Origin of the sequence: uncultured Polaribacter sp., from assembly GCF_947501385.1 — a bacterium.
GTDB lineage: Bacteria > Bacteroidota > Bacteroidia > Flavobacteriales > Flavobacteriaceae > Polaribacter.
The window spans coordinates 79,774-102,911 of sequence record NZ_CANMVP010000019.1 but is presented as its reverse complement, the minus strand read 5'-3'; the positions used below and the strand labels follow the sequence as shown (position 1 = coordinate 102,911).

Annotated in this window: 23 protein-coding genes; 8 read left to right on the top strand and 15 right to left on the bottom strand. The window is 31.8% G+C overall.

The features are described from left to right. The first annotated feature begins 150 nt into the window (after positions 1–150). On the top strand, positions 151–612 hold the full coding sequence (locus Q0998_RS13265; RefSeq protein WP_299670493.1) for a (2Fe-2S)-binding protein: 462 nt from the start codon (positions 151–153) through the stop codon (positions 610–612). A 110-nt stretch (positions 613–722) separates the two neighbouring features. Beyond that, entirely contained in the window at positions 723–2,876 is a 2,154-nt protein-coding gene (locus tag Q0998_RS13260; protein WP_299670491.1) for a molybdopterin cofactor-binding domain-containing protein, read from the top strand. Between the two features lie 57 nt (positions 2,877–2,933). Here Q0998_RS13260 and Q0998_RS13255 read toward each other — a convergent pair whose 3' ends face one another. From Q0998_RS13255 to metG, 4 genes are all read right to left on the bottom strand, one after another. Continuing rightward, a complete protein-coding gene (locus tag Q0998_RS13255; RefSeq protein WP_299670490.1) occupies positions 2,934–3,638 on the bottom strand; it encodes an OmpA family protein in 705 nt (234 codons plus the stop codon). Positions 3,639–3,643: 5 nt separating this feature from the next. Next, positions 3,644–4,102: a lipocalin family protein gene (locus Q0998_RS13250; RefSeq protein WP_299670488.1), complete on the bottom strand. Its 459-nt coding sequence runs from the start codon at positions 4,100–4,102 to the stop codon at positions 3,644–3,646. A gap of 79 nt (positions 4,103–4,181) precedes the next feature. After that, on the bottom strand, positions 4,182–5,084 hold the full coding sequence (locus Q0998_RS13245) for a histone deacetylase (RefSeq protein WP_299670486.1): 903 nt from the start codon (positions 5,082–5,084) through the stop codon (positions 4,182–4,184). Next, positions 5,084–7,228 carry a methionine--tRNA ligase gene (gene metG / locus Q0998_RS13240; RefSeq protein ID WP_299670484.1) on the bottom strand — a complete coding sequence of 715 codons (2,145 nt, stop codon included), beginning with the start codon at positions 7,226–7,228 and terminating at the stop codon, positions 5,084–5,086. The genes Q0998_RS13245 and metG overlap by 1 nt, the downstream gene beginning before the upstream one ends. An 86-nt stretch (positions 7,229–7,314) precedes the next feature. On the opposite strand from metG, the gene Q0998_RS13235 reads away from it, so the two are divergent. The 3 genes from Q0998_RS13235 to Q0998_RS13225 all read left to right on the top strand — a co-directional run bounded on the left by Q0998_RS13235 (position 7,315) and on the right by Q0998_RS13225 (position 9,612). Next, complete coding sequence (locus Q0998_RS13235) at positions 7,315–7,881, top strand: hypothetical protein (protein ID WP_299670482.1); 567 nt, start codon at positions 7,315–7,317, stop codon at positions 7,879–7,881. 1 nt (position 7,882) lies between these two features. Continuing rightward, positions 7,883–8,881 carry an LD-carboxypeptidase gene (locus Q0998_RS13230; RefSeq protein ID WP_299670480.1) on the top strand — a complete coding sequence of 333 codons (999 nt, stop codon included), beginning with the start codon at positions 7,883–7,885 and terminating at the stop codon, positions 8,879–8,881. A 371-nt stretch (positions 8,882–9,252) separates the two neighbouring features. Beyond that, positions 9,253–9,612, top strand: coding sequence for a YraN family protein (locus tag Q0998_RS13225; protein WP_299670478.1), 360 nt, complete (start codon positions 9,253–9,255; stop codon positions 9,610–9,612). On the opposite strand, the gene Q0998_RS13220 is transcribed toward Q0998_RS13225, so the two are convergent. After that, on the bottom strand, positions 9,609–10,973 hold the full coding sequence (locus Q0998_RS13220; protein WP_299670476.1) for a TlpA disulfide reductase family protein: 1,365 nt from the start codon (positions 10,971–10,973) through the stop codon (positions 9,609–9,611). The genes Q0998_RS13225 and Q0998_RS13220 overlap by 4 nt on opposite strands. A gap of 101 nt (positions 10,974–11,074) precedes the next feature. Here Q0998_RS13220 and Q0998_RS13215 point away from each other — a divergent pair, with 101 nt between their 5' ends. Continuing rightward, on the top strand, positions 11,075–11,869 hold the full coding sequence (locus tag Q0998_RS13215) for an SDR family oxidoreductase (RefSeq protein ID WP_299670474.1): 795 nt from the start codon (positions 11,075–11,077) through the stop codon (positions 11,867–11,869). Here Q0998_RS13215 and Q0998_RS13210 read toward each other — a convergent pair. Next, positions 11,862–12,224 carry a hypothetical protein gene (locus Q0998_RS13210; protein WP_299670472.1) on the bottom strand — a complete coding sequence of 121 codons (363 nt, stop codon included), beginning with the start codon at positions 12,222–12,224 and terminating at the stop codon, positions 11,862–11,864. The genes Q0998_RS13215 and Q0998_RS13210 overlap by 8 nt on opposite strands. 81 nt (positions 12,225–12,305) lie before the next feature. Here Q0998_RS13210 and Q0998_RS13205 point away from each other — a divergent pair, with 81 nt between their 5' ends. Beyond that, positions 12,306–12,821: a CvpA family protein gene (locus Q0998_RS13205; RefSeq protein WP_299670470.1), complete on the top strand. Its 516-nt coding sequence runs from the start codon at positions 12,306–12,308 to the stop codon at positions 12,819–12,821. A 41-nt stretch (positions 12,822–12,862) separates the two neighbouring features. After that, positions 12,863–13,246 (top strand): hypothetical protein, encoded by a 384-nt coding sequence (locus Q0998_RS13200; RefSeq protein WP_299670468.1) that lies wholly within the window; start codon positions 12,863–12,865, stop codon positions 13,244–13,246. 44 nt (positions 13,247–13,290) lie between these two features. Here Q0998_RS13200 and Q0998_RS13195 read toward each other — a convergent pair whose 3' ends face one another. From Q0998_RS13195 to Q0998_RS13155, 9 genes are all read right to left on the bottom strand, one after another. Further along, complete coding sequence (locus tag Q0998_RS13195; RefSeq protein ID WP_299670466.1) at positions 13,291–13,920, bottom strand: carbonic anhydrase family protein; 630 nt, start codon at positions 13,918–13,920, stop codon at positions 13,291–13,293. A 12-nt stretch (positions 13,921–13,932) separates the two neighbouring features. Continuing rightward, positions 13,933–15,795 (bottom strand): SulP family inorganic anion transporter, encoded by a 1,863-nt coding sequence (locus Q0998_RS13190; protein WP_299670465.1) that lies wholly within the window; start codon positions 15,793–15,795, stop codon positions 13,933–13,935. An 85-nt stretch (positions 15,796–15,880) separates the two neighbouring features. Further along, positions 15,881–16,663, bottom strand: coding sequence for a universal stress protein (locus Q0998_RS13185; protein WP_299670463.1), 783 nt, complete (start codon positions 16,661–16,663; stop codon positions 15,881–15,883). 10 nt (positions 16,664–16,673) lie between these two features. Continuing rightward, positions 16,674–18,257: a SulP family inorganic anion transporter gene (locus Q0998_RS13180; protein ID WP_299670461.1), complete on the bottom strand. Its 1,584-nt coding sequence runs from the start codon at positions 18,255–18,257 to the stop codon at positions 16,674–16,676. Positions 18,258–18,339: 82 nt separating this feature from the next. Continuing rightward, positions 18,340–18,645 carry a hypothetical protein gene (locus Q0998_RS13175; RefSeq protein WP_299670459.1) on the bottom strand — a complete coding sequence of 102 codons (306 nt, stop codon included), beginning with the start codon at positions 18,643–18,645 and terminating at the stop codon, positions 18,340–18,342. A gap of 66 nt (positions 18,646–18,711) precedes the next feature. Then, the gene (locus Q0998_RS13170) at positions 18,712–19,470 is read right to left on the bottom strand and encodes a tetratricopeptide repeat protein (protein WP_299670457.1); all 759 of its coding nucleotides are present in this window, start codon (positions 19,468–19,470) and stop codon (positions 18,712–18,714) included. 2 nt (positions 19,471–19,472) lie between these two features. Then, complete coding sequence (locus Q0998_RS13165) at positions 19,473–21,209, bottom strand: BatD family protein (protein WP_299670455.1); 1,737 nt, start codon at positions 21,207–21,209, stop codon at positions 19,473–19,475. Between the two features lie 58 nt (positions 21,210–21,267). Then, a complete protein-coding gene (locus Q0998_RS13160) occupies positions 21,268–22,077 on the bottom strand; it encodes a tetratricopeptide repeat protein (protein WP_299670453.1) in 810 nt (269 codons plus the stop codon). Between the two features lies 1 nt (position 22,078). After that, positions 22,079–23,125 (bottom strand): VWA domain-containing protein, encoded by a 1,047-nt coding sequence (locus Q0998_RS13155; protein WP_299670451.1) that lies wholly within the window; start codon positions 23,123–23,125, stop codon positions 22,079–22,081. Positions 23,126–23,138: the final 13 nt, after the last annotated feature.

Below are 23,138 nucleotides of genomic sequence, written 5' to 3'. Positions count from 1 at the left end.
ATTTGTAGGATGGTTGAAGAAAAGCCAGTATATCAAAAATTAATAAAACAGAAGCTAAACGTATAACTCAATAATTAAAATTATATTCTTGAATCAATAATGAAGTTTAAAATTTTGTAACTTACCTCAGTAATTTAAAACCAACTATTTATGCCGAACTACACATTAAATATTAACGGAAAAATGAGGTCTGTTTCTACAGATGCAGACACGCCATTACTATGGGTTTTAAGAGATGAATTAGATTTGGTAGGTACTAAGTTTGGTTGTGGTATTGCACAATGCGGCGCTTGTACAGTACATATAGATGGTTTAGCAGCAAGAAGTTGCCAAATGCAAGTTGCTATTTTAGAAGACGTAAAAATAACAACTATAGAGGGTCTTTCTAAAGACGGAAATCATCCTGTACAAGAAGCTTGGAAAGAAATTGATGTACCGCAATGCGGGTATTGTCAATCAGGACAAATAATGACAGCTGCTGCTTTTTTAGCGGAAAATAAAAGCCCTTCAGAAAAAGAAATAAGAGAAGCTATGCATGGTAATATTTGTAGATGTGCTTCTTATAATAGAATTGAAAAGGCTGTAATAGTTGCTGCAGAAAAAATGTCATAATCAAAAAAAATCCTTGAATTTTTACGAAGAAGACCTTCTTAAAATTGTCATATCCGTAAAATTTATATTCAACTTAATAGGATAACGGAAATCTAAAAAACGGTAAACAAATGAAATCTCAAAATAACTATAATTTTAGCCGAAGAAATTTTTTAAAAACATCTGTATTGGCAAGTGGTGGACTTTTAATTGGTTTTAATTTGATTTCTGCCTGCAAAGCAGAAGCAAAAATGCCAGTAGATATTGCCAATTTGAACTTTAACGATTTCAATGCATTTATTAAAATTTCTGAACAAGGGTATGTTACTATTTTTTCTCCGAACCCAGAAATTGGTCAAGGTGTAAAAACTTCAATGCCAATGATTATTGCTGAAGAATTAGATGTAGATTGGAAAAAAGTAACGGTTGCACAGGGCGTTTTAGATACAAAAAATTATACAAGACAAGTTGCTGGCGGAAGTCAATCTATTCGTAAAGGTTGGGATGCTTTAAGACAAACAGGTGCCACTGCAAAACAAATGTTAGTAAATGCTGCAGCTCAAAAGTGGAGTGTTGATGCTTCCACTTTAAAAGCTTCCAATGGAATTATAACCAATTCAAAAGGAGAAAAATTAGGGTATGGTGATGTTGTAAAAGAAGCGGCTTTATTAGAAGTTCCAGAAAATGTAAAATTAAAAGAAGCGAAAGATTTTACCATCATTGGTCAAGAAATTGTAAATGTAGATATCGATAAAATTATTACTGGAAAGCCATTGTTTGGTTTAGACTATAAATCTGAAGGAATGCTGTATGCATCCGTCTTAAGACCACCTGCATTCGGACAAACATTAGATACTTTTGATGCATCCAAAGCAAAAAGCATCAATGGTGTTTCTGAAATACTTAAATTTGGAGATAAAATTGCAGTTTTAGCAACTTCTACTTGGGCAGCAATGAAAGGTAAAAAAGCACTTTCTGCTACTTGGAAAACAGCTTCCAAAGCAGAAAGTACAGAGGCTCATGATAAAATTTTAACTGAAATTTTAGATGGGAATAAACTAGAAGTACGAAGAGAAGATGGAAACATTAAAAATGCGTTTGCCAAAGCAGATAAAGTAATTGAAAAAACATACCATTCACCTTTTTTACCACACAATTGTATGGAGCCTATGAATTTTTATGCAGATGTAACGGCAGACAAAATTCACTTAGTTGGACCAATTCAAACGCCACAATGGACAGCAAATAGAGTGGCAAAATTACTGGAACGAAAAGTAGAGGAGGTTCATTTAGAAATGACAAGAATGGGCGGTGGTTTTGGTAGAAGATTGTATGGAGATTTTGCTTTAGAAGCAGCAGAAATATCAAATCTGGCAAAAAAACCTGTAAAAGTTGTGTTTTCTAGAGAAGATGATATGACGGCAGGAATTTATAGACCAGCCATTAAATATAGAATAAAAGCAGCTTTAAAAGATGGCAAGGTTACAGGGTATCATTTAAAAGAAGCAGCTGTAAATGGAAATATGTATGGTTTGATTCCTAACTTTTTCCCCGCAGGATGTATTCCAAATTACAAAGTTGAAGCAGGGAATTATAAAAGTAACATAACCACGGGAGCTTGGAGAGCGCCTTATACAAACTTCTTGGCGTTTGCAGAACAAAGTTTTTTTGATGAACTAGCTACTGAATTAAATATAGATCCTATTCAATTGCGTTTAGACTTGTTACAAAATGTAAAAAATACTGACGATAAAAGAATCGAATATTCTGGTCAAAGAATGGAAGATACTATTAAGTTGGTAAGAGAAAAATCTAATTGGGGCAATACATCAGAAGGAAGATATCAAGGTTTTGCAGCGTATTATAGTCATAATACACATGTTGCGGAGGTTGCAGAAATCGAATTAAAAAATGGAAATCCTGTGATTAAAAAAGTAACAGTAGCTGTAGATTGTGGTGTTGTGGTAAATCCTACTGGCGCAAGAAATCAGGTGGAAGGTGGTGTCATTGATGGAATTGGGCATGCCATGTACAGTGATTTTTCTTTTAAAAATGGAAAGCCAGCATACCAAAACTTTGATAGGTATCGATTGATTAAAATGAACGAAACGCCAAAAGTAGAAGTTCATTTTGTAGAAAATAATTTATCGCCTACAGGTTTAGGAGAACCTGGTTTACCACCTGCAGGTGGCGCAGTTGCCAATGGAATTCATGCAGCATTAGGAAAAAGAATCTATCGTCAACCATTTGTAAATGAGTTGAAAAAAAGTAATCTACTTGGGTAAATAAAGAAAACCGCTTTTAAGCGGTTTTCTTATTCTATTAAGTAAATATATCAACCTTTATTGACCAGCTTCTTTTTTTGCTTCTTCTACCATTTTATCGTTTGGTACAATAGCAACATTTACTCTTCTATTTTTTGCTCTACCTTCTGCAGTAGCATTGTCATATTTTGGTTGCGTTTCCCCAAACCATAAAGTTTCAAACCTGCTAGACATTACGCCATTGTTGGCTAAATAATTAGTTACAGACTTCGCTCTTTTTTCAGACAAACTTAAGTTATAACTATCTCTACCTGTATTATCGGTATGTCCAACAACTAAAATTTTAGTATCTGGAAACTCTTTAAAAATGCCAGATAACTTATTTAAAGTTTCTTGAGATTTCGAATTGATGTTTGACTGATTTGTGTCAAAATACACTCCACTATTCTCATCAAAAGTAACTACAATACCGTTGTCTACTCTTTCAACTTGCGCACCAGGAACTTCAGTTTCTATTTTTTTAGCTTGGTCGTCCATTTTCTTACCAATTAAAACTCCAGCACCACCACCAATAACACCACCAATAACAGCTCCTAATTCGCTGTTGTCTCCACTACCAACATTATTTCCAATAATAGCACCAATAATTGCACCAGCTCCAGCACCAATTACGCCTCCTTTTTGTTTGTTGTTTGCATTTTTGGTTGCTTCACAGCTAGAAAATCCTGCGGTTAAAGTAATTGCAATTGCAAAAATCGATAAATTTTTAAATATTCTTTTCATAATAATTATTGTTTTATAAAGTCCATATTAATAATAAAAGGCGTTCCATTTACAGTTAAATTTTGTTGCCACCTCATTGTAGATGCTGTTAATTCAGATAAGTCTACTCTAAACCCAATGTTACTTTCATTGTTTTTTGGTTTTAATAAAAAATCATAATAACCAGAAATTTCATCTATTTCTTGAATAACAAAAATAAATTCTCTTTCTCCTGAGATACAATTTGCACCAGTTATAGCATACACACCCGAATTGTTATTAGGCACAAACTTCCATTCTGAACCTTCTAAACATTCTTTTGTAGTATCGTCAAACATGGTCACATTATAGTCACCAGTTTTACTATACGTAATAGTATTTAGAACCCAATTTCCTTTGATTGTTTTTTCTTTCGATTTGATAGTTTTTGAAGCTCCACAAGAAAATAAGGTCGCAACAAATACCAAGAGCATTAATTTTTTCATAAGATTTACTTTTTTGTAGTGCGAAATAACAACTAAACAGGCAAAGAAGTTAACTCATAAGCAAAAATTATGAATGCATTTAAAAATAAATTTCTTGTGCTAACCTAAAAGTGTTGGCATGTGCATCTACTATTATATTAATATCGGAAGAATAACCGCCTCCCATAGAGCACATCACAGGGATTTTTAAATCGAAACATAATTGCAGCACAAACCTGTCTCTTTCTTTGCAACCATCTAAGGTTAAACCCAGTTTTCCTAACTTATCGGATACAATTACATCTACACCACATAAATAATAGATAAAATCTGGTTTTTCTTGATTGATGAGTTTTGGAAGTGTTTCTTTTAGTATTGATACATACTCAGCATCTTGAGTATCATTTTCTAACGGAATATCTAAATCAGATTTTTCTTTAACAAAAGGATAATTGCTTTTTCCATGCATAGAAAACGTAAAAACGGAAGTATCATTTTGGAAGATTTCTGCGGTACCATTTCCTTGATGCACATCTAAATCTACGATTAAAATTTTCTTTGCCAAACCTTTATTTTGAAGATATCTTGCGCCAATAGCTTGGTCATTTAACATACAGAAAGCTTCACCTCTGTTAGAAAAAGCATGATGTGTTCCACCAGCAATATTCATGGCAATTCCGTTTTTTAGTGCAAATTCAGAAGCTTTTAGAGTTCCATCTGCAATAATCATTTCTCTTTCCACAAGAACTTCAGACAACGGAAAACCAATTTTTCGGGCGGCTTTTTGAGAAAGCGTAATATTTAATAAATCAAAAAAATATTCTGGATCATGAACCGTAAAAAAATGTTTATTGTTGGGGATCTCTGGTTCAAAAAAATTGTCTTCTATACAAGTACCCTCATAGATTAATTGCTGTGGTAAAAGATCATATTTTTCCATAGGAAAACGATGCCCTTCTGGTAATTCATGTTTGTATATGGGGTGATATGCTATTTTAAGCATTAACTAACTTCTTGTCCGTTTTTAACTACTTTTTCTGGTTCCATAAAGGCTAGCTTTCCATCAGGTGTATCTGTCATTAAAATCATTCCTTGACTTTCTACTCCACGAATTTTTCTTGGCGCTAAATTTACCAAAACAGCAACTTGTTGACCAATAATTTCTTCTGGTGAAAAACTTTCTGCTATTCCAGAAACAATAGTTCTAACATCAATACCCACATCCACTTTTAGTTTTAGTAGTTTTTTAGTTTTTGCAACTTTTTCTGCTTCTAAAATGGTACCAATTCGAATGTCTAATTTCGTAAAATCTTCAAAATCGATGGTTTCTTTTTGAGGTTCTACCACTTTATTTTCTTGCTCATTAGCAATCTTTGTAGCTTCTAATTTTTCTATTTGAGTTTCAATAGTTTTATCTTCTATTTTAGAAAACAATAACTCTCCTTTATTTATTTGATGACTAGCTTCTATTAAAATATTTTTCTCTGAAACTTCACTCCAAGATAATTTTTCATCTAAGTTTAACATTCCCTTTAATTTACTAGAAGTAAAAGGTAAAAATGGTTCAGATAAAACTGCTAAAGCAGCAGAGATTTGCAACGCGACATACATAATTGTTTTTACCCGCGCTTCATCAACCTTAATTACTTTCCAAGGTTCTTCATCTGCTAAATATTTGTTTCCAAGTCTCGCCAAACTCATTAATTCTTGACTAGCTTCTCTAAAACGATATCTTTCAATAGACTTCCCAATAGTTATTGGAAACTCTTTTACAGCAGCCAAAACATCTTCATCAACTTCGGTGAAATTGTTTGGTGTAGGAACAATTCCCTCGTAATATTTGTTGGTTAAAACAACCACTCTGTTGATGAAATTCCCAAAAATGGCCACCAATTCGTTATTGTTTTTTGCTTGAAAATCTTTCCAAGTAAAATCGTTGTCTTTACTTTCCGGCGCATTTGCCGTTAGTGTATAACGTAAAACATCTTGCTGATTTGGAAATTCTTCCAAATATTCATGCAACCAAACTGCCCAATTTTTCGAAGTCGATAATTTATTTCCTTCTAAATTTAAAAATTCATTTGCAGGCACATTTTCTGGTAAAATATAGTCTCCGTGCGCTTTTAACATACTCGGAAAAATAATACAGTGAAAAACAATGTTGTCTTTTCCTATAAAATGAACCAGTTTTGTGTCGTCTTTTTTCCAGTAATCTTCCCAGTTTTTTCCTTCTCTTGCTGCCCATTCTTTGGTGGAAGAAATGTAGCCAATTGGCGCATCAAACCAAACATATAAGACTTTTCCTTCTGCACCTTTTAGAGGCACAGGAATCCCCCAATCTAAATCTCTGGTTACCGCTCTTGGTCTTAAACCGTCATCTAACCAAGATTTTACTTGTCCGTAAACATTCGGTTTCCAGTCTTTCTTATGTCCCTCTAAAATCCATTCACGTAAAAAATCTTCATGTTTATCCAAAGGTAAAAACCAGTGTTTGGTTTCTTTAACTGTAGGAACATTTCCTGTAATTGCAGATTTTGGGTTGATTAAATCTGTTCCGTTATGAGAAGTGCCACAGTTTTCACATTGATCTCCATAACTTTCTTCAAATCCACATTTTGGACAAGTTCCCACTACAAATCTGTCGGCTAAAAACTGATCTGCTTCTGCATCATACAATTGCGCAGAAACTTCTTCAATAAATTCGCCATCATTATACATTTTTGTAAAAAATTCGGATGCTGTTTCATGATGAATTTTAGAAGATGTTCTTGAATAATTGTCGAAAGAAATCCCAAAATCAGCAAAAGACTGTTTGATGATTCCGTGATATTTATCGATAATATCTTGTGGAGAAACCCCTTCTTTTTTTGCGCTCATGGGTATGGCAACACCATGTTCATCAGAACCACAGATGTACGCAACATCTTTACCTGTTAAACGCAGGTAACGTGCATAAATATCTGCGGGCACATAAACACCTGCCAAATGGCCGATATGAATAGGGCCATTTGTGTAAGGTAAAGCTGCTGTAATGGTATATCTTTTTGGAGTATTCATCGAATTTTCCTTAATTTTATTTGTGGATTGATTTTTGCTTGACAAAAGTACAAAAAACCGAGTTTTAAAACCGATTGAAAATTGATACATTTACAGGAATAAGATTTTTAGATGATTAGAACCAAGAACCAAGACTTATTTTGAAAGTTAAATCACTTTTTTTATTAATTTTTCTGATGATTTTTGTATCAACAATTGCTCAAGAAGATGTTGATACTTTAAGAATTAAAAGTAATCCAGTCTTTTTTGCAGGAATGAATTTAGGTTTTGTAAATGGAAACCTTACAGGATTAAATGCGAGTTTCGATTTAAATTATCAAAGTAATAATAATTTATTAACTTTTAAATATAATGCCATATTAGATATTGAAGAATTCGGATTTTTATATTTTATACCCACTGCTGATATAAATTCTGAGACGGAAGAATTTTCTATTCTGTTTGGTAAAAGATATATTGAAGATGGGTTTTCTTACCATTTTTCTGGAGGGATTTCTTATAGTATAACAGAAGGTCAACAGGCAGATCTAACATATAGTTATACTGGCTTTCCTTTAGAAATAGGAATCAGTTGGTTTAAATCTAAAAAGGAAAGATTTAGAATTTTGTATGGCTTAATTCCTGTTGGAAAACCTACTGCTTTTGGAAGGTCTATTGGGTTTAAACTGTATGGAAATGTTTCAAAAAAATCATATATTGGTATTGGGTTGAATTTTGGCCTAGGTTGGCATAAAAAATATTAGTATGAAAAATAAAATTACATTTATCAGTTTGTTTTTGATGATATTTTCATCAATAACTGCACAAGAAAAAGTTATGGAATTAATGCAACCTGCATATCTAAAAAAAGGAGACTCCGTGGCTATTGTGGCGCCTGCTGGAATTTTAAAAAACAAACAAGAAGTTGTAGATACAGCTAAAAAATTATTAGAAAGCTGGGGTGTAGAAGTTGTTTTAGGAGAAAATATGTTTAATGACGAAAATCATTTTGCTGGTTCTGATGCTGAACGTTGCGAAGATTTTCAAAAAGCATTAGACAATAAAAACATCAAAGCAATTTGGGCGGCAAGAGGTGGTTACGGTTCCGTAAGAATTTTAGATAAACTCGATTTTACAAATTTTAAAATCAACCCAAAATGGATTATTGGGTATTCTGATATTACTGCATTTCACAACCATGTTCATAATTTAGGCGTTGAAAGTATTCATGGAATGATGACCACAAGTTTAGGGAGTGAAGCTGAAGAAATTGCTGAAACAATTGCTAGTTTTAAAAAAGCACTTTTTGGTAAAGAATTGAAGTATACAATTCGAGCTTCTAATTATAATAGAAATTTATCTACTGATATTGTTGAAGGGCAATTGGTTGGTGGTAACCTAGCCATTTTAACATCGATGTTAGGTTCTGTAAGTCAAATAAATACCAATAAAAAAATTCTCTTTATTGAAGAAATAGGTGAATACAAATATTCAATAGACAGAATGTTGCAAAGCTTAAAAAGAGCAGGCTATTTTAAAAATGTAAAAGCAGTAATTGTTGGCGATATTTCTAATATTAAAAACAATACCACAAAATGGGGAAGTTCTATTGAACAATTAATTTTAGAAGCTGTACCAGAAAAAATTCCTGTTTTATTTAATTTTCCTGCAGGTCATGAGAATGATAATAGAGCGTTGATATTTGGAAGGAAAGTTCAGTTGGCAGTTGGCAGTGAGCAGTATTCAGTTAGATTCACTGATTAAATTAGTGAAACTCAATTTCTATTCCGAAGCTTCGGAATAAAAATTGCTAGCTGAACTAATCCCGCTTTTTTTAGCGGGATCTATGTGTTTTATCCCCCAACGATCTGCGTCAAATAAAAAAGAAATCCCTACTTGATATCTCGAACCCTTGGGGCGAGTTTTTCATTTTAGCGTTTTCTATTTTGAAAATAAATTGTTACGAATTCAATGTAATTTGTGAATTCATTGCAAAATCTATCTCCTTAAATATTTCAACTTCTTGAAAAGTAAATAATAATTTGTAAATTAAGACGCTGCAATTTTCAATTCATAGTTTTTTAAAACCATAAAACTGACTGAAAACTGCCAACTGAATACTGAAAACTAAAAAAATGGCAGAGCATAACGAACTTGGTAAAAAAGGAGAAAAATTAGCCATCGATTTTCTACTAAAAAACGATTATAAAATTCTGGAAAAAAACTATCGTTACCTAAAAGCGGAAGTAGATATTATTGCTCAAAAAGAAAATACATTAGCCATTATTGAAGTAAAAACAAGAAGCACCGATTATTTTGGAGATCCACAGGATTTTGTAAATCCTAAAAAGATAAAACTGTTACTTTCTGCAATTGATTATTATGTAATTGAAAAAGATTTAGACGTAGAAGTAAGGTTTGATATTATTGCCATTATCCATCAAAATAAAACTACAAAAATTGAGCATTTAGAAGATGCTTTTTTGCATTTTTAAAGTTTTTCTAAAAAAGCTTTTAGCTCTTTTAATTCATCTGGTTTTGCAATAATTTCCTTATCTGCATTTAACACAAAATACGTTGGTGTAGCATTAATATTATAGGTTCTTGCAATCTTATTTTCCCATTTATTTAGACCTAAAATATGACGCCAATTTGGTAAGGTTTTTTTCATATTTTTCCAGCCAAAATCATTTCTTTCCAAAGAAAAAGCCACCACTTTAATATTGTTTTTTTCTTGTAAAAATTGATACAATTCAGGGATTTCTTTTAAACAATGCGAGCAATCTGTACTCCAAAAAACCAATACATAATTTTTAGCATCTTTTAGAGTTGCCAGTTGTAGCGTTTCACCATTCTCTTTCCATGAAAAATTAGGAGCTGTTCTGCCAATTTCTGTAGCTAGAAGTGTTAATTTTTCGCTTTTAAACTTTTCACTTTGTAAAGATTTTGGCAATTTGTTATAATAGTCATCAAATAAATGATCTATCATTTCTACGTTCTTGTTTTCTTCAAACTGACCAATTAAAAATTCAATAACATCTTTTTTAAAATTTACATCTTTAATTTTTGAAAAAACAGTTTCTATAGACTCTTTATAAAGTTTCTGTTGTGTCTCTTGGTCCTCTGAATAATTAATGTAAAATACGTAGTCTGTAATTCGATCTACTAAAAAAGAAGAGTTTAAAAGCGTAGTATTTGCAAAATCCATATTGTCAAAAAAAGTAGTTCTCATATTAGATAAATACTCTTTTGGTGTTGTTTTTATCTCTGAAGGATTTGCTCTTAACGTTGCTTTTATAAAAGGCTGTACGTACATTTCTTTAGTACTATCCAAATATGTTGTTTGAATACTATTTATTTCCGCTAATATTTTTTTATAGTTAGCTTCCAAATCTAGTTGTTCATCTCTAAAGGCTACAACTTGAAGAGAATCTAATTTTTGTTGTTGTGCAGAAATTTCTATCAAGTAGTTTTTATAGAGTATGTTCTCTTTAGATTCAGAAAAGAGCACCGTTTGTTCTGGATAATCTGGATGAAATGTAAAACTTACATTTTCTTTATTAAAAATGAAATCTACAAAACCAGGATCAGTTGTTCTGTATTTAATTCTGTAAGAACCAATTTTGGTATCCAGAGGTAGCGTAAATTGAAATGTTCCTATTGCCTGACTCTTCCCATCTATTACAACCGAGTCTTTTTTAATGTTTGTATTCTGAACAAATAATTGTCTAGATCCTTCAATACTATATAAAATAACCCAATCTGTATCTAAACTATGGGTTAATGTTCCATTTATAGTAAATTGTGCTTGTGCAAAAGAAGATATTAGGAAAATAAAAGCAAGTAATTTTTTCATTTTTAAGGTATTGAATTCATTTCTAGAAAATCTATTTTCAAGAAGTGTACCAAAAGTACTATTTATGTAACAATTTAGGTATATTGTAAGTTAAAAAAAGAATGCCTTTTTCAAATAAAGTAGTTTGGGTTACTGTTGCTTCCTCTGGAATTGGAAAAGCATTGGCCATTGAGTTGTCTAAACAAAATGCAAAACTAATTTTGTCGTCTAGAAATAGTGAAAGCTTAGAATTGGTAAAGAATGCCTGTAAAAATTTAGAAAATATAAAAATCATTCCATTAGATTTAGAAGATTATACAAATTTGCATTTTAAAGCAAAGGATGCTATTGCTGCTTTTGGTACTATAGATATCTTAATAAATAATGGTGGTATTAGTCAACGTTCTTTAGTTGAAAACACTCAAATTGAGGTAGACAAACGCATTATGGATGTCAATTATTTAGGAACCGTTGCCTTAACAAAAGCTATTTTACCTTATTTTATTAAACATCAAAAAGGTCAGTTTGTAGTTACCACCAGTATTGTGGGCAAAATAGGCACGCCTTTACGGTCTAGTTATGCCGCAAGTAAACATGCTTTACATGGTTTTTTTGATAGCTTAAGAGCAGAGAATCATCTAAATAATATTAAGGTAACTTTAGTGTGTCCTGGTTTTATACATACAAATGTTTCTAAAAATGCATTGACCGGGAATGGAACTCCTCAAGGGAAGATGGACACTGCAACTGCAAACGGCATGTCTCCTGAACGCTTTTCTAAACTGATGCTTAAAGCCATTGAAAATAAAAAAGAAGAAGTGTATATTGCTGGTGCAAAAGAAAAACTAGGGGTGTATTTAAAACGATTTTTTCCTAGTTTGTTTGCTGTTTTTATTAGAAAAATGCGTGTTACTTAGTGGCTAAAAATTGTATTTCATCAAAATAATTAATAATAGATTCTTTCATTAAAACGGTTTGTTCACCAGCTTTTAAGCTTGGTAATTCTGTTAGCATTTTATAATGGGGCCAACCATCGGCATCAAAAAAATCGAACTCATAATACCCATAAGGTTCTAATAACTTACAAATGGCAATATGCATTAGATTTACTTTTTCGTCTTTTTTAAACTTTCTGTGACCTTGACCAAGCTCTTGAACTCCTATTAAGTAGATAATTCCATCAATATTTAACGCATCTCCATCCGCAAATTGATCTGTTAGTTTTGTAACTAATAAATCCCACTTTTCTTTGAGGTTTGTTATTTTTGACATGTAATTTGTTTTAAGTTTGTAAAGATACAATGCCTATTTTTAAATTTTAAAAAAAAGATGTAGGTTTGAATAAATTTTTTTATGAATATTTTTGATATAATTATTGCGGCATTATTACTATTTGGCTTTGTTAGGGGTATTATGAAAGGACTTTTTGTTGAAGTAGCCTCTTTAGTTGCTTTAATTGCTGGTGTATACGGGGCAATACATTTTTCTTATTTTATAGGAGATTTTTTAAAAGAAACCGTATCTTGGAGCGAAGAATATATTTCTTTAGCTGCATTTGCAGGAACGTTTATAATCATCATAATAATAATTGCTTTTTTAGGTAAAATACTTACCAAATTAGCAGATTTTGCCGCTTTAGGTATTTTAAATAAAATTTTAGGTGGCGTTTTTGGATGCCTAAAAATCGGATTAATTCTAAGTGTAATTTTTATTTTTTTTGGAAAAATGAATGATACCATTCCTTTTTTAGAAAAAGAAACTTTAGAAGAGTCTATATTATATGAACCCGTAAAAAAAATAGCCCCTACTATTTTTCCTTCAATCATTAAAAATGAAGAAGAGGAAAAGACTCCTATTTTAAATATCTAAATAAGAACGATTTCTTATAAATCGATTTTTTAAATTTAATAATGAGAAAATTATACTTTTTAATAGCTTTTGTAGGAATAGGAGCTTTGATGTCTTTTACAGCACAAGATTGTTCTATATTAAAGAATAATTCTTTCAATTATAAAGTGGGTAGTAAAGATGTGTTGGTTGTTTTTGGGGCAGACGATTATATTGAATACCACGAAAAGAAAAAATATTACATAAAATCTGATATTGATTGGGTAACAGATTGTGAGTACAACTTGGTTATTCAAGAATCTACACTACCAAATTTTCCATTTAAAGCGGGCACTACTATGAACATTAAAATAGATAGAGTCAAAGGGAAAAAAGTATACTATACAGCCTCCTTAGGTGGTAGGTCCTGGGAATGGCGAATGACAAAAGTGAAGTCATCAAAATAACAAAAAACCAAGGTAAAAATCTTGGTTTTCTGTTTTTATAAAATTTATAAAATCGTTACGTCTCCAGTTTCTAAAGAATACACCCCTCCAACAATTTTAAGGTCGCCGATGTCTTCCATTTCTTTAAGAATGGTACTTTTTTCACGAATTCTATCGATCGTTAAAAGCACATTGTTTTCAACAGTTTTTGCTACAAATTCTTTATTGTTAGAATTTTTTTCTCCTGCTACTTCTTCAGATGATTTCTTTACAGCAGGAATAATATTGCTTAACATTGCCGTTATGTTTCCTAATTCTACACCATCGCAAGCAGCTTTAACGGCACCACAACTTTGATGACCTAATACTAAAACTAGTTTGCTACCCGCTACAGCACAAGAGTATTCTAAACTTCCTAAAATATCTGTATTTTCAAAATTACCGGCAACTCTCGCGACAAAAATATCGCCAATGGTTTGGTCAAAAACTTGTTCTACAGGAACTCTAGAATCTATACAAGAAAGTATCACCGCTTTTGGATATTGTCCTCCAACAGTATCTTTAACTAAAGAATTATAATCAACTTCTTGTAAAGAATTATTTTTAAATCTTTCGTTTCCTTCTAAAAGATTTTTTAAAATATCATTTGGCGTTAAGCTACTTTGGGCTTCTTTGTTTAATGCTAATTTTCTCATTTTTTTAAATTTTTAGTATTCGTCTTTAATATTTAGTTTTATCCATTTTACACAAGCGTCAAAATTTTTGAAGATGTGTTCTGTAGGAATAAAATCTGGAATGATGTCAATTCTTTCCATCATATATTTTGGCTGTTGTAATAGGTTTACAAATAAAACTTCTACATTTCGCTTTTTTAAATCTTGCAACATATCTTCCATCGCATACAGCCCAGTCTGATCCATATACTGCATTCTACCCAAACGCATAATTACTGTTTTTGCAGTTCTAGGAATTTGCTGGGAAAGTGCTTGAAACTCACTTGTAGACCCAAAAAATAACGGCCCTTTAATGTGTTTTATAAACACTTCTTCTTTTAAATTTTGAGGAAAATCTAGTTCATCTGCCCAAGATTCTTCTTTTAAAGATTTTACATCAGATCTTTCTGCTGTAAGGTCTCCAATTTTTTTCATAAACATCAAAGAAGCAATTACCAAGCCAATACCTACTGCATACACTAAATTCCAAAAAGTAGATAGTACTAGCACTACCATCATAATTAACACTTCTGAACTTAGTTTTATTGGGCCAATTTTAAGGTCTTTTGGTAAATAAGGAATTGCTTTTAAACCTTTATAGTCCATCACACCAATACCCACAGTAATTAAAATACCCGCCAAAACTGCAGCCGGAATTTTAGATGCAATTGGGCCTAAACCCAACATAATTACCAGCAACATGATTCCTGCAATCATACCAGAAAGCTTTGTTTTTCCACCAGCATTTATATTTACAACGGTTCTTATAGTAGCTCCTGCTCCAGGAATTCCTCCAAAAATTGCAGCGATACTATTCCCGATTCCCTGGCCCACTAGTTCTTTATTTGGTTTGTGTTTCGTTTTGGTCATATTGTCTGCCACAACACTTGTTAACAGCGAATCTATGGCTCCTAAAAGTGCTAATGTTAAAGCTGTAAAAATATAAGGTGTAATACTAGCGAGGCTAAAGTTGGTGAAAATTTCTAGTTTAGGAATGGGTATTCCGCCAGGTATTTCTTGAATTGTCCTATAATCTAAACCAAAACCAACCGCAATCCCAGACATCACAACCAGCGCAACCAGCGTACTCGGAACCTTCGTGGTAATCCTTTTAAAACCATAAATAATAATGATGGTGCCTAATGCCAACAAAAGTTCTAGTAAGAGAATATTTTTTATGGCTCTTGGAAACGCTTTAATAGCACCTAAAGCACCAGAAGTTTCTTTTGCAGCCAATGTTTGAGATTCTTTTTGAATGTCTTCTAGAGTAATTAATTTACCTCTTCTATTTGTTTCCTCAAAATTTTCTAAAACTAGAATGCCTTCTCCTGCTTCTTCTTTTAAAATGTTTTCTAGAATAACTTCTTGCGCTTGCGGTTGAAACTGGGTTACAAATTCGGTATCTTCTTTCGGATAATATCCTAAAGATGGTAATATTTGTGTTAGTAAAATAATAACACCAATTGCGGTCATAAAACCAGAAACTACTGGGTAGGGAATGTATCTTATATATTTTCCTAAACCGATTACTCCCAGTATAATTTGAAATAAACCTGCTAAGAGAAAAACAGTTAAAATGGCTGGCAAAGCTTTAGAAACATCACCGTCATTTGCTGCAATAATACCAGCAATAACCACCATACTTACTGCCGTCATTGGTGCAGTTGGTCCAGATATTTGGGTATTTGTTCCACCAAAAAGCGCAGCAAAGAAACTAATAAAAATAGCACCGTACAGGCCTGCGCTTGGCCCTAAACCAGATGAAACACCAAAGGCCAAAGCTAATGGTAAGGCAACAATACCTGCAGTGATACCACCAAAAGCGTCACCTTTGATGCTTGAAAACAATTTTTTCATTACTATTTTTTAGTTGTTTTAAAGTAAAACCAAGTTACTGATTCTATTTTAACTAGAAGCTGGTTTCTGTGCTAGAATTTATCGCTTAATTTGTTAACATTAACGAACAATCTAGATTATTTGCCAAATTACTTATTCTAGATTTTGAACTTTTTATTTTTTCATTTTCTCTATTTACAAATAGTAAATTAATGTTATTTTTAGAGAGGTAGTTTCCCATATTTTTAAAAACATGGTCTCCTTCCTCAAAAATAAAATCGATTGTTTTTTCTGCTGTTGAAGTTTTATTTTCAATCGAACTTTTAGTGTTTATTTGAAAAGATTTTAAAGGTTTATTTGTATAGGATACTAACTTTTCTGCAAATCTATTTTTTAACGAATTTGCATCATTTAATAAGCCTAAAGAAATTTTGGTAGTTGCTTCTAATGGATTTTTCTCTGATACAATCATTGTGGTGCCAGCGTATTCTTTTAAAACAAAGTCGATGATATTATCGCCCATAAAAGACAAAATAGTAGATTTTCTTTTCCCTAAAACTACAATATCTGGTTTAATGTCTTTTAAATGGTCACTAATTTCATCCTTTAAATTACCAAATGAAATTTTATGACGAATTGGTATCTTTTCATTTGCAGACAAGTCTTTAATCAATTTTTTTATTGTATTATCTGCTTTGATAAAATTTTCATTGATAGATCTCATTGCAGAAAGCTGACTTTCTTTTTCCACAATATCTGTAGGTTTTTTTACACAGAAAAAATCAATTTCTCCGTTTAGCATTTTTGCTAAATTTATTCCGTTTTTTAGAACGCCACGTGTAGATTTATCCACATCAGAAAGCACTAGAATTTTACATGTATTGTTCATAATTATTTTTTTAAGCAGACTTTTTAGGTCTTAATTCAAAAAACTCAATATAACTTGGCGGATTTTCTACAATACCTCTTTCAGAAATTAATTGAATATCGATATTTCTTTCTTTTGCTTTAAACGCAAAATCTTCTAATATTTCAATAATATCATTGTCTAAGTATCTTGTTTTTCTAACATCTAATTCTAAATAGGTATCTCTTGGTAAACTGTCTAATTCTTTTAAAATAGCGCCTTTATTAAAGAAGGTTACTTCTTCTGCTAGCGTCATTTTAATTCTGTGTTTCCCATTACTTTTATCTTCAATATGTAAAAAGTGAGAATTTTGGAAACTCTTTATTAAAATTACAACAATACCAACGGTTAAACCTAGACCAATACCCACTAACAAATCGGTAAAAACAATCCCAATAACAGTTACAAAAAAGGGAATTGATTGTTTCCAACCCAATTGAATCATTTCTTTAAACAATGCCGGTTTTGCCAACTTGTAACCAACAATTAATAAAACTGCCGCCAATACAGATAATGGAATTTTATTTAATAGAGTAGGAATTAGAATTACAGAAATCAACAATAAAAAACCATGAACAATGGCAGACAATTTTGTTCTACCGCCAGATTGAATATTCGCAGAACTTCGAACAATAACTTGTGTAATTGGCAAACCACCAATGAGACCAGAAATAATATTTCCTGTTCCTTGCGCTAATAATTCTCTGTTTGTTGGCGTTACATTTTTATGAGGATCTAATTTGTCTGTAGCTTCTACACATAATAAGGTCTCTAAACTTGCCACCAAAGCAATTGTAAAACCAGTAACCCAAACTTGCGGATTTGAAATTGCAGTAAAATTAGGGAAACTAAACTGACCCAAAAAAGAATTGAAACTATCTGGCACAGGAACACTTACCAAATGCTCTGGATTTATACCATATTTAGAATTTTCATTTGTAATAAAATAATAAGCAATACCTGCAACAACAGCTACTAAAGGGCCTTGAATTATTTGAAAGAATTTTCCTTTTTTAGAAAGCACATTACTCCAAAGTAATAAAATACCCAAGCCTATAAAACCAACAATTGTGGCGCCGATACTGATGTTATTGAAAGTATTTACAATTTCTGAAAACGAATTTTGACCATCTACTTGAAAGAAAGCAAAATCTCCTTCAGGATCTGCATCATAACCGAAAAAGTGTGGAATTTGTTTTAAGATAATGATAATACCAATACCTGTTAACATTCCTTTAATTACTGATGATGGAAAGTAATACCCGATAATTCCGGCTTTTAAAAAACCAAATACTAATTGAATAATTCCTCCTAAAACTACGGCAACTAAAAAATTTTCATAGCTCCCTAGAGTACCAATTGCGGTAAGTACAATTGCAGCTAAACCTGCTGCAGGACCACTTACACCAATTTTAGAACCACTTAAACTACCCACTACAATACCACCAACAATTCCTGCAATTAAACCAGAGAAAAGAGGTGCTCCACTTGCTAATGCAATACCTAAACATAAAGGCAATGCTACGAAAAATACGACCACACTTGCAGGTAAATCGCTTTTAATGTGTTTGAACATATATAAAAGATTTTTCTCTAAGCTTCATTTACTTAGAGTATTGTTTAAAATAAAAGATTGTTTTTTTTATACTAGTTAGAAATTATAGCATAAATTTTGGTGGTGGGGTTGTAATTTTTAGATATTCTGAAACATAGTTTTTAGAATGAAAACGTATGTTTTTATTCATTTGAGAATCATTCGATAAAAAAGAAGTTATAAAAGTGGAAGAATGAATTTTTAGTTCTGAATCTATTTTAGATTCTTCTTTTCCTTTATTTTCTTCTTCTTCATTGATATCTAAAAAGAAAGCAATCTCTTGAGAATAGTCTGTGAGACTAATAATAGTAGGCGTAGCCAAAAGGCTAACAAATAATATTGAGAAGAAGATTGCAATTTTAACTTTCAAAAGCGTGTTAATTTTTAGAGAACGTTAAAAATAAGAAAGTTATTTAACTATTTTGTTATTTTATACCTAAAAATCTGACAAAAGTTTTATTTCATCAGCAATAATCCAACCTAATTTACCATCTGCAATTTTAATTTTCTTCCAATTATCTATAGCGTCTAAGACAATTACTTTTGTGCCTTCATGAAGCGTAAAAACTTTTTCTGAATTTAAAGTTGGTGCATTTCTAACCTCCGTTTTTTCAGCATAAACAATAGCTTCTTTATTGTTTATCGTCTGATTATATTGATTATACGTTATAAAAATAGTGAAAAATAAAAGGATAAAACTAATCATACTCAAGGTAAAATAAGTCCTTTTTAGCGACGGAGAATACGCAAAATAAAACAATAGAAATAAAAGAGAAGCTAAAAAAGAAAATACAACCACAACAATAGCCCACTCATTATAAGTCAGTTTTTGTAGGTAGTTTGTATTCAATTTTTGAAACACCGTTTTTGGTACTTCTTCAATATTGTCTAAGGCTAAGCGTTTTGCAAAAACTAAATTATTTTTGACATCTGTATTTGTAGGATCTAATTTTAGTGCTTTTTCATAATAGAAAATTGTAGGCCCCACTTTGTTTAATTTGTAATATGCGTTTCCTAAATTAAAATATAACTCTGATGAAACCGCATCTTGAGAGGCTATTTCTTTATATTTTTCAATAGCATTTTCAAAGTCTCCGTTTCTGTACAATTCATTTGCAGCAACAAACAAACTGTCTATATTTTGAGCAGCAATTGAGTTGGCGATTATCAATAATAAAAATAATAATTTCTTCATTTTTATAACTGTTTATCTAATTGAACAATAACTTCTTTGGCACGTTCAAACTCTTCTTTCATTTGAGTGGCTGTAAAAGGTGTATACCTTGCAAAATCTGAACTTTTTAAAACCTCAATAAATTGTTGAATGGTTTCAGGTGCTACCTTTTTAGCTTCTAGAATTTGAGTAATTTTTTCTTTACTGATATCAAAAGTTTCGATGCCTAATTTTGCTTTTAAATAATTGTGAAGCGCGCGTTCTAAAGCTTCATAAAAAGCTTCTTTTTTGCCTAGTTGTTTTTGTGCTTTAGACAAGTATTTTTTAGCTAATCTTTCAGCTTTTCTCAATCGATTACCCACAAGATCATTATTTCTTTCTTTACTCTTTTTCCCAATGAATATTCCTAATGGAATGGCAATTAAAGGTAAAAAAAGGAGCATATAAAAAAAATTCGTTTTAAAGAAATCTGTTTGTTCTTTCGATACAAAACTAGTTTTTGTGGCAATATATCTAAAGTTTTTACCAGTGGTAACTACATCTTGTTTTCTTACAGCACTCGAGTCTACAGTAACTAATTCTTTTCCTTCTTGAACATCTACAAAGAAATCTTCTGTATCAATAGTGGTGTATTTCTTTTCTTTTGGATTAAAATACGAAAAAGAAACACTAGGTATCTTGTATTTCCCTTTGTATTGAGGCACAATTGTGTAGGTATCTGTTACAGAACCAGAAATGCCTGTTGTATTTACACGTACACGCTCTTTTCTTTCTGGTTGATATTTCTCTAGCTCTACGGGAGTTTCTACAGAAGGCAATTCAAATAGTTTTAAATTTCCTTTTCCAGAAACAGCTACTTTAATTTGGCTCGTTTCATTGGCTTTTAAAATTTCTTTGCTTAAGGAAACATCAAAATTAAATTGACCTACTGCACCGGTAAAATTTGCTGGTTTGCCTTCTAATGGAAGACTCTTAGGAGCAACTGTTTTTTTAGCTGAAGAAAATTCTCTTCTTACATTTCTTGTAATTACATTCCCAAAAAAATCAGACCTACCTGAGGGGACTCCAATTACAATATCCATCTTCATTGGGTCGATGGATAATTTTCCTGTTTTAGTAGGAATTAATAAGGCTTTCTGAAGTACAATGTATCTGTAGTTTTCTCCATTGTATTTTCCCATTTTAACAGGAAAGCCATTAATTTTTATATCTTGATTCCAAAAACCATTGTATTTTGGTGCTTCTGTTACAGAGGTATCGTAAACGCTCACATTTTCACTTACATACAACCTGTATTCCACATAAATACCTTCACCAACATAAGGACTCGATTTTGAAATTTCAGCAACTAAATGAATATTTTGTTGTGCAATATAATTAGGATCGTTTGGGTTTTTAGGAATGTCTACAGCATCTAAAACAATTATTTTTACAGGCTCAGATTTTATTATTTTTCCGCCAATTCTAATACTTGCGGTTCCAATAGAAATTTCTCCTTTTCTTTTGGGTTCAATAATATACGTGTAAGATTGTGTAAAAGTAACTTGTCTGCCACTTGGTGTTTGTCTAATAGATTGACTTACAGATTGACTTGGTCCGCCAACAACTTTAAAATTATTAAAATTTGGAGGCGTAAAATTTTCTCCTCCTTGCTTATTGATAGAAAATTCTACTCGTAAACGTTGGTTTACACCTAGTTTATTTTTACTAACTGTTGCCTTTAGAGTTGCTTCTTGCGCTACTAAAGCTACGCTTAGCAAACACAAAAATATAGATATGTAAAATTTCAGCTTCATCTTCTTTTCTAAAATGGTGAATTTACCAATCTTTTTCTTGTTTTACTTTTTTCCCTTTTGCTTTTTTAGCATTCATTTTCTTTTGGGTTTTTTTCTCCTCGTTATTTAAGCTTTCTAATAATTGCTTTACCTGTTGAGGTGTCATTTTACCTGGCTGTGGCTTTGGTTTTTGTTGGTCTTTTTTGTCATCCTTTTTTGGATCTTGCTTTTTGTCCTTGTCCTTATCGCCTTTGCCGTCTTTATCTTCGTCTTTTTTATCTTTATCCTTCTTGTCTTCGTTGTCCTTGTCTTTATTCTTATCGTCTTTGTCTTTTTTATCCTTGTCCTTTTTGTCTTTATCCTTATTTTTATCGTCCTTATTATCTTGTTGCTCTTTTTCTAATAATTTTTGAGCAACGGCTAAATTGTAACGAGTTTCATCATCATTAGGATTGTTTCTCAACGCATTTTTATAAGCATCTACTGCACCTTGATAATTTTTAGACTCCATCATAGCATTCCCAATATTATGATAGGCTTCTGCTTTTGTAAATTTATCTGTGGCCGTTTTTGCAGTTAACTCGTATTGAGGAATGGCTTCTTTAAAGTTTTTATTTTTATACAAAGCGTTTCCTAAATTATAAGTTGCTTTGTCATAATTAGAATGGTTTCCTAATGCTTTTTGATAAGCTACAGAGGCATCTGTAAATTGTTCTTTTTGATACAACTCATTTCCTTGACGCAACATTTTTCTAGCACTTCTTTGTAAGCTAATTGTATCTTTTTGTGCTGCAATTTCTGTTGTTGAAACGAGCATTAAAAAAAGAACAAGTATGTATTTTAGTTTTTTCATCTTACTTTTTTGTTTTCTCTTCGTTAAATAAATCAACTTTTCTTACCCATTTTGTTTTTTTATCAAATAAGAAAATATCTATAACTAATAATAGCAAACCTAGTGCCAAAAACCATTGAAACTGATCTTTGTAATCTGAAAACTGTTTTGTTTCGAATTCACTTTTTTCTGCATTTGCAATGATTTCTGCAATTTCGTTTACCGGATTCTCAGTGATATTTCCGTCCATATATTTTCCGTCAGAAGCATCTGCAATTCCTTGTAAAACTTCTGGCATTCGTTTGGTAATTACCGTTTCTCCTTGCCTGTCTTTTTTATAGCCAATCATAGAGCCGTTTAAACGCATAGGAATTGGTCCTCCTCTTTCTGTACCCACACCCACCGTGTAAATTTTTACACCTTCGTTCGCTAAATTTTGAGCCACTTGTTTTGTTTCTTCTTGATGATCTTCACCGTCTGAGATAATAATTAAAAAACGATTGGTTTGCTCATCATTATTATAATAAGTTTTTGCCAATTCTAGGGCTTCATTTATTGCAGTTCCTTGGCTAGAAACCATATCTGGATTCGCATTTTGTAGGAACATGTTCGCAGCTGCATGATCTGTTGTGATGGGTAAAAGCGGATACGAATTTCCGGCATAAATAATAATACCCACTCTGTCTGAACCTAGTTTATCTATAATTTTAGAAATTATTTGTTTCGATTTCTCTAATCTGTTTGGCGCAATATCTTCTGCCAACATACTTTTAGAAACATCTAGCGCAAAAACAATGTCTACACCTTCTCTTTTTACCGTTTTTAACTTGGTTCCCATTTTTGGGTTCGTTAAAGAAATTACTAAAAAGGCAACACCTAAAAGTAAAATAATCAACTTTAAAGTATTTTTGAATGTGGATGAGTTTGGCGCCAATCTTTTCAACAAAGTAGTATCAGCAAATTTACGTTGCGTTCTTTTTTTCCACCATAAAACCAATAGAAAAATAACAATCATTGCTGGAATAATTGCTAATACATAAAAATAAATTGGTTCTTCTATACGATACATTTGGAAAAGGTAT

Bases quoted from the DNA above. Each gene is read 5' to 3' on its own strand.
- Q0998_RS13265 (WP_299670493.1), top strand. From the start codon at position 151: ATGCCGAACTACACATTAAATATTAACGGAAAAATGAGGTCTGTTTCT.
- Q0998_RS13260 (WP_299670491.1), top strand. From the start codon at position 723: ATGAAATCTCAAAATAACTATAATTTTAGCCGAAGAAATTTTTTAAAA.
- Q0998_RS13255 (WP_299670490.1), bottom strand. From the start codon at position 3,638: ATGAAAAGAATATTTAAAAATTTATCGATTTTTGCAATTGCAATTACT.
- Q0998_RS13250 (WP_299670488.1), bottom strand. From the start codon at position 4,102: ATGAAAAAATTAATGCTCTTGGTATTTGTTGCGACCTTATTTTCTTGT.
- Q0998_RS13245 (WP_299670486.1), bottom strand. From the start codon at position 5,084: ATGCTTAAAATAGCATATCACCCCATATACAAACATGAATTACCAGAA.
- metG (WP_299670484.1), bottom strand. From the start codon at position 7,228: ATGTATCAATTTTCAATCGGTTTTAAAACTCGGTTTTTTGTACTTTTG.
- Q0998_RS13235 (WP_299670482.1), top strand. From the start codon at position 7,315: ATGATTTTTGTATCAACAATTGCTCAAGAAGATGTTGATACTTTAAGA.
- Q0998_RS13230 (WP_299670480.1), top strand. From the start codon at position 7,883: ATGAAAAATAAAATTACATTTATCAGTTTGTTTTTGATGATATTTTCA.
- Q0998_RS13225 (WP_299670478.1), top strand. From the start codon at position 9,253: ATGGCAGAGCATAACGAACTTGGTAAAAAAGGAGAAAAATTAGCCATC.
- Q0998_RS13220 (WP_299670476.1), bottom strand. From the start codon at position 10,973: ATGAAAAAATTACTTGCTTTTATTTTCCTAATATCTTCTTTTGCACAA.
- Q0998_RS13215 (WP_299670474.1), top strand. From the start codon at position 11,075: ATGCCTTTTTCAAATAAAGTAGTTTGGGTTACTGTTGCTTCCTCTGGA.
- Q0998_RS13210 (WP_299670472.1), bottom strand. From the start codon at position 12,224: ATGTCAAAAATAACAAACCTCAAAGAAAAGTGGGATTTATTAGTTACA.
- Q0998_RS13205 (WP_299670470.1), top strand. From the start codon at position 12,306: ATGAATATTTTTGATATAATTATTGCGGCATTATTACTATTTGGCTTT.
- Q0998_RS13200 (WP_299670468.1), top strand. From the start codon at position 12,863: ATGAGAAAATTATACTTTTTAATAGCTTTTGTAGGAATAGGAGCTTTG.
- Q0998_RS13195 (WP_299670466.1), bottom strand. From the start codon at position 13,920: ATGAGAAAATTAGCATTAAACAAAGAAGCCCAAAGTAGCTTAACGCCA.
- Q0998_RS13190 (WP_299670465.1), bottom strand. From the start codon at position 15,795: ATGAAAAAATTGTTTTCAAGCATCAAAGGTGACGCTTTTGGTGGTATC.
- Q0998_RS13185 (WP_299670463.1), bottom strand. From the start codon at position 16,663: ATGAACAATACATGTAAAATTCTAGTGCTTTCTGATGTGGATAAATCT.
- Q0998_RS13180 (WP_299670461.1), bottom strand. From the start codon at position 18,257: ATGTTCAAACACATTAAAAGCGATTTACCTGCAAGTGTGGTCGTATTT.
- Q0998_RS13170 (WP_299670457.1), bottom strand. From the start codon at position 19,470: ATGAAGAAATTATTATTTTTATTATTGATAATCGCCAACTCAATTGCT.
- Q0998_RS13160 (WP_299670453.1), bottom strand. From the start codon at position 22,077: ATGAAAAAACTAAAATACATACTTGTTCTTTTTTTAATGCTCGTTTCA.
- Q0998_RS13155 (WP_299670451.1), bottom strand. From the start codon at position 23,125: ATGTATCGTATAGAAGAACCAATTTATTTTTATGTATTAGCAATTATT.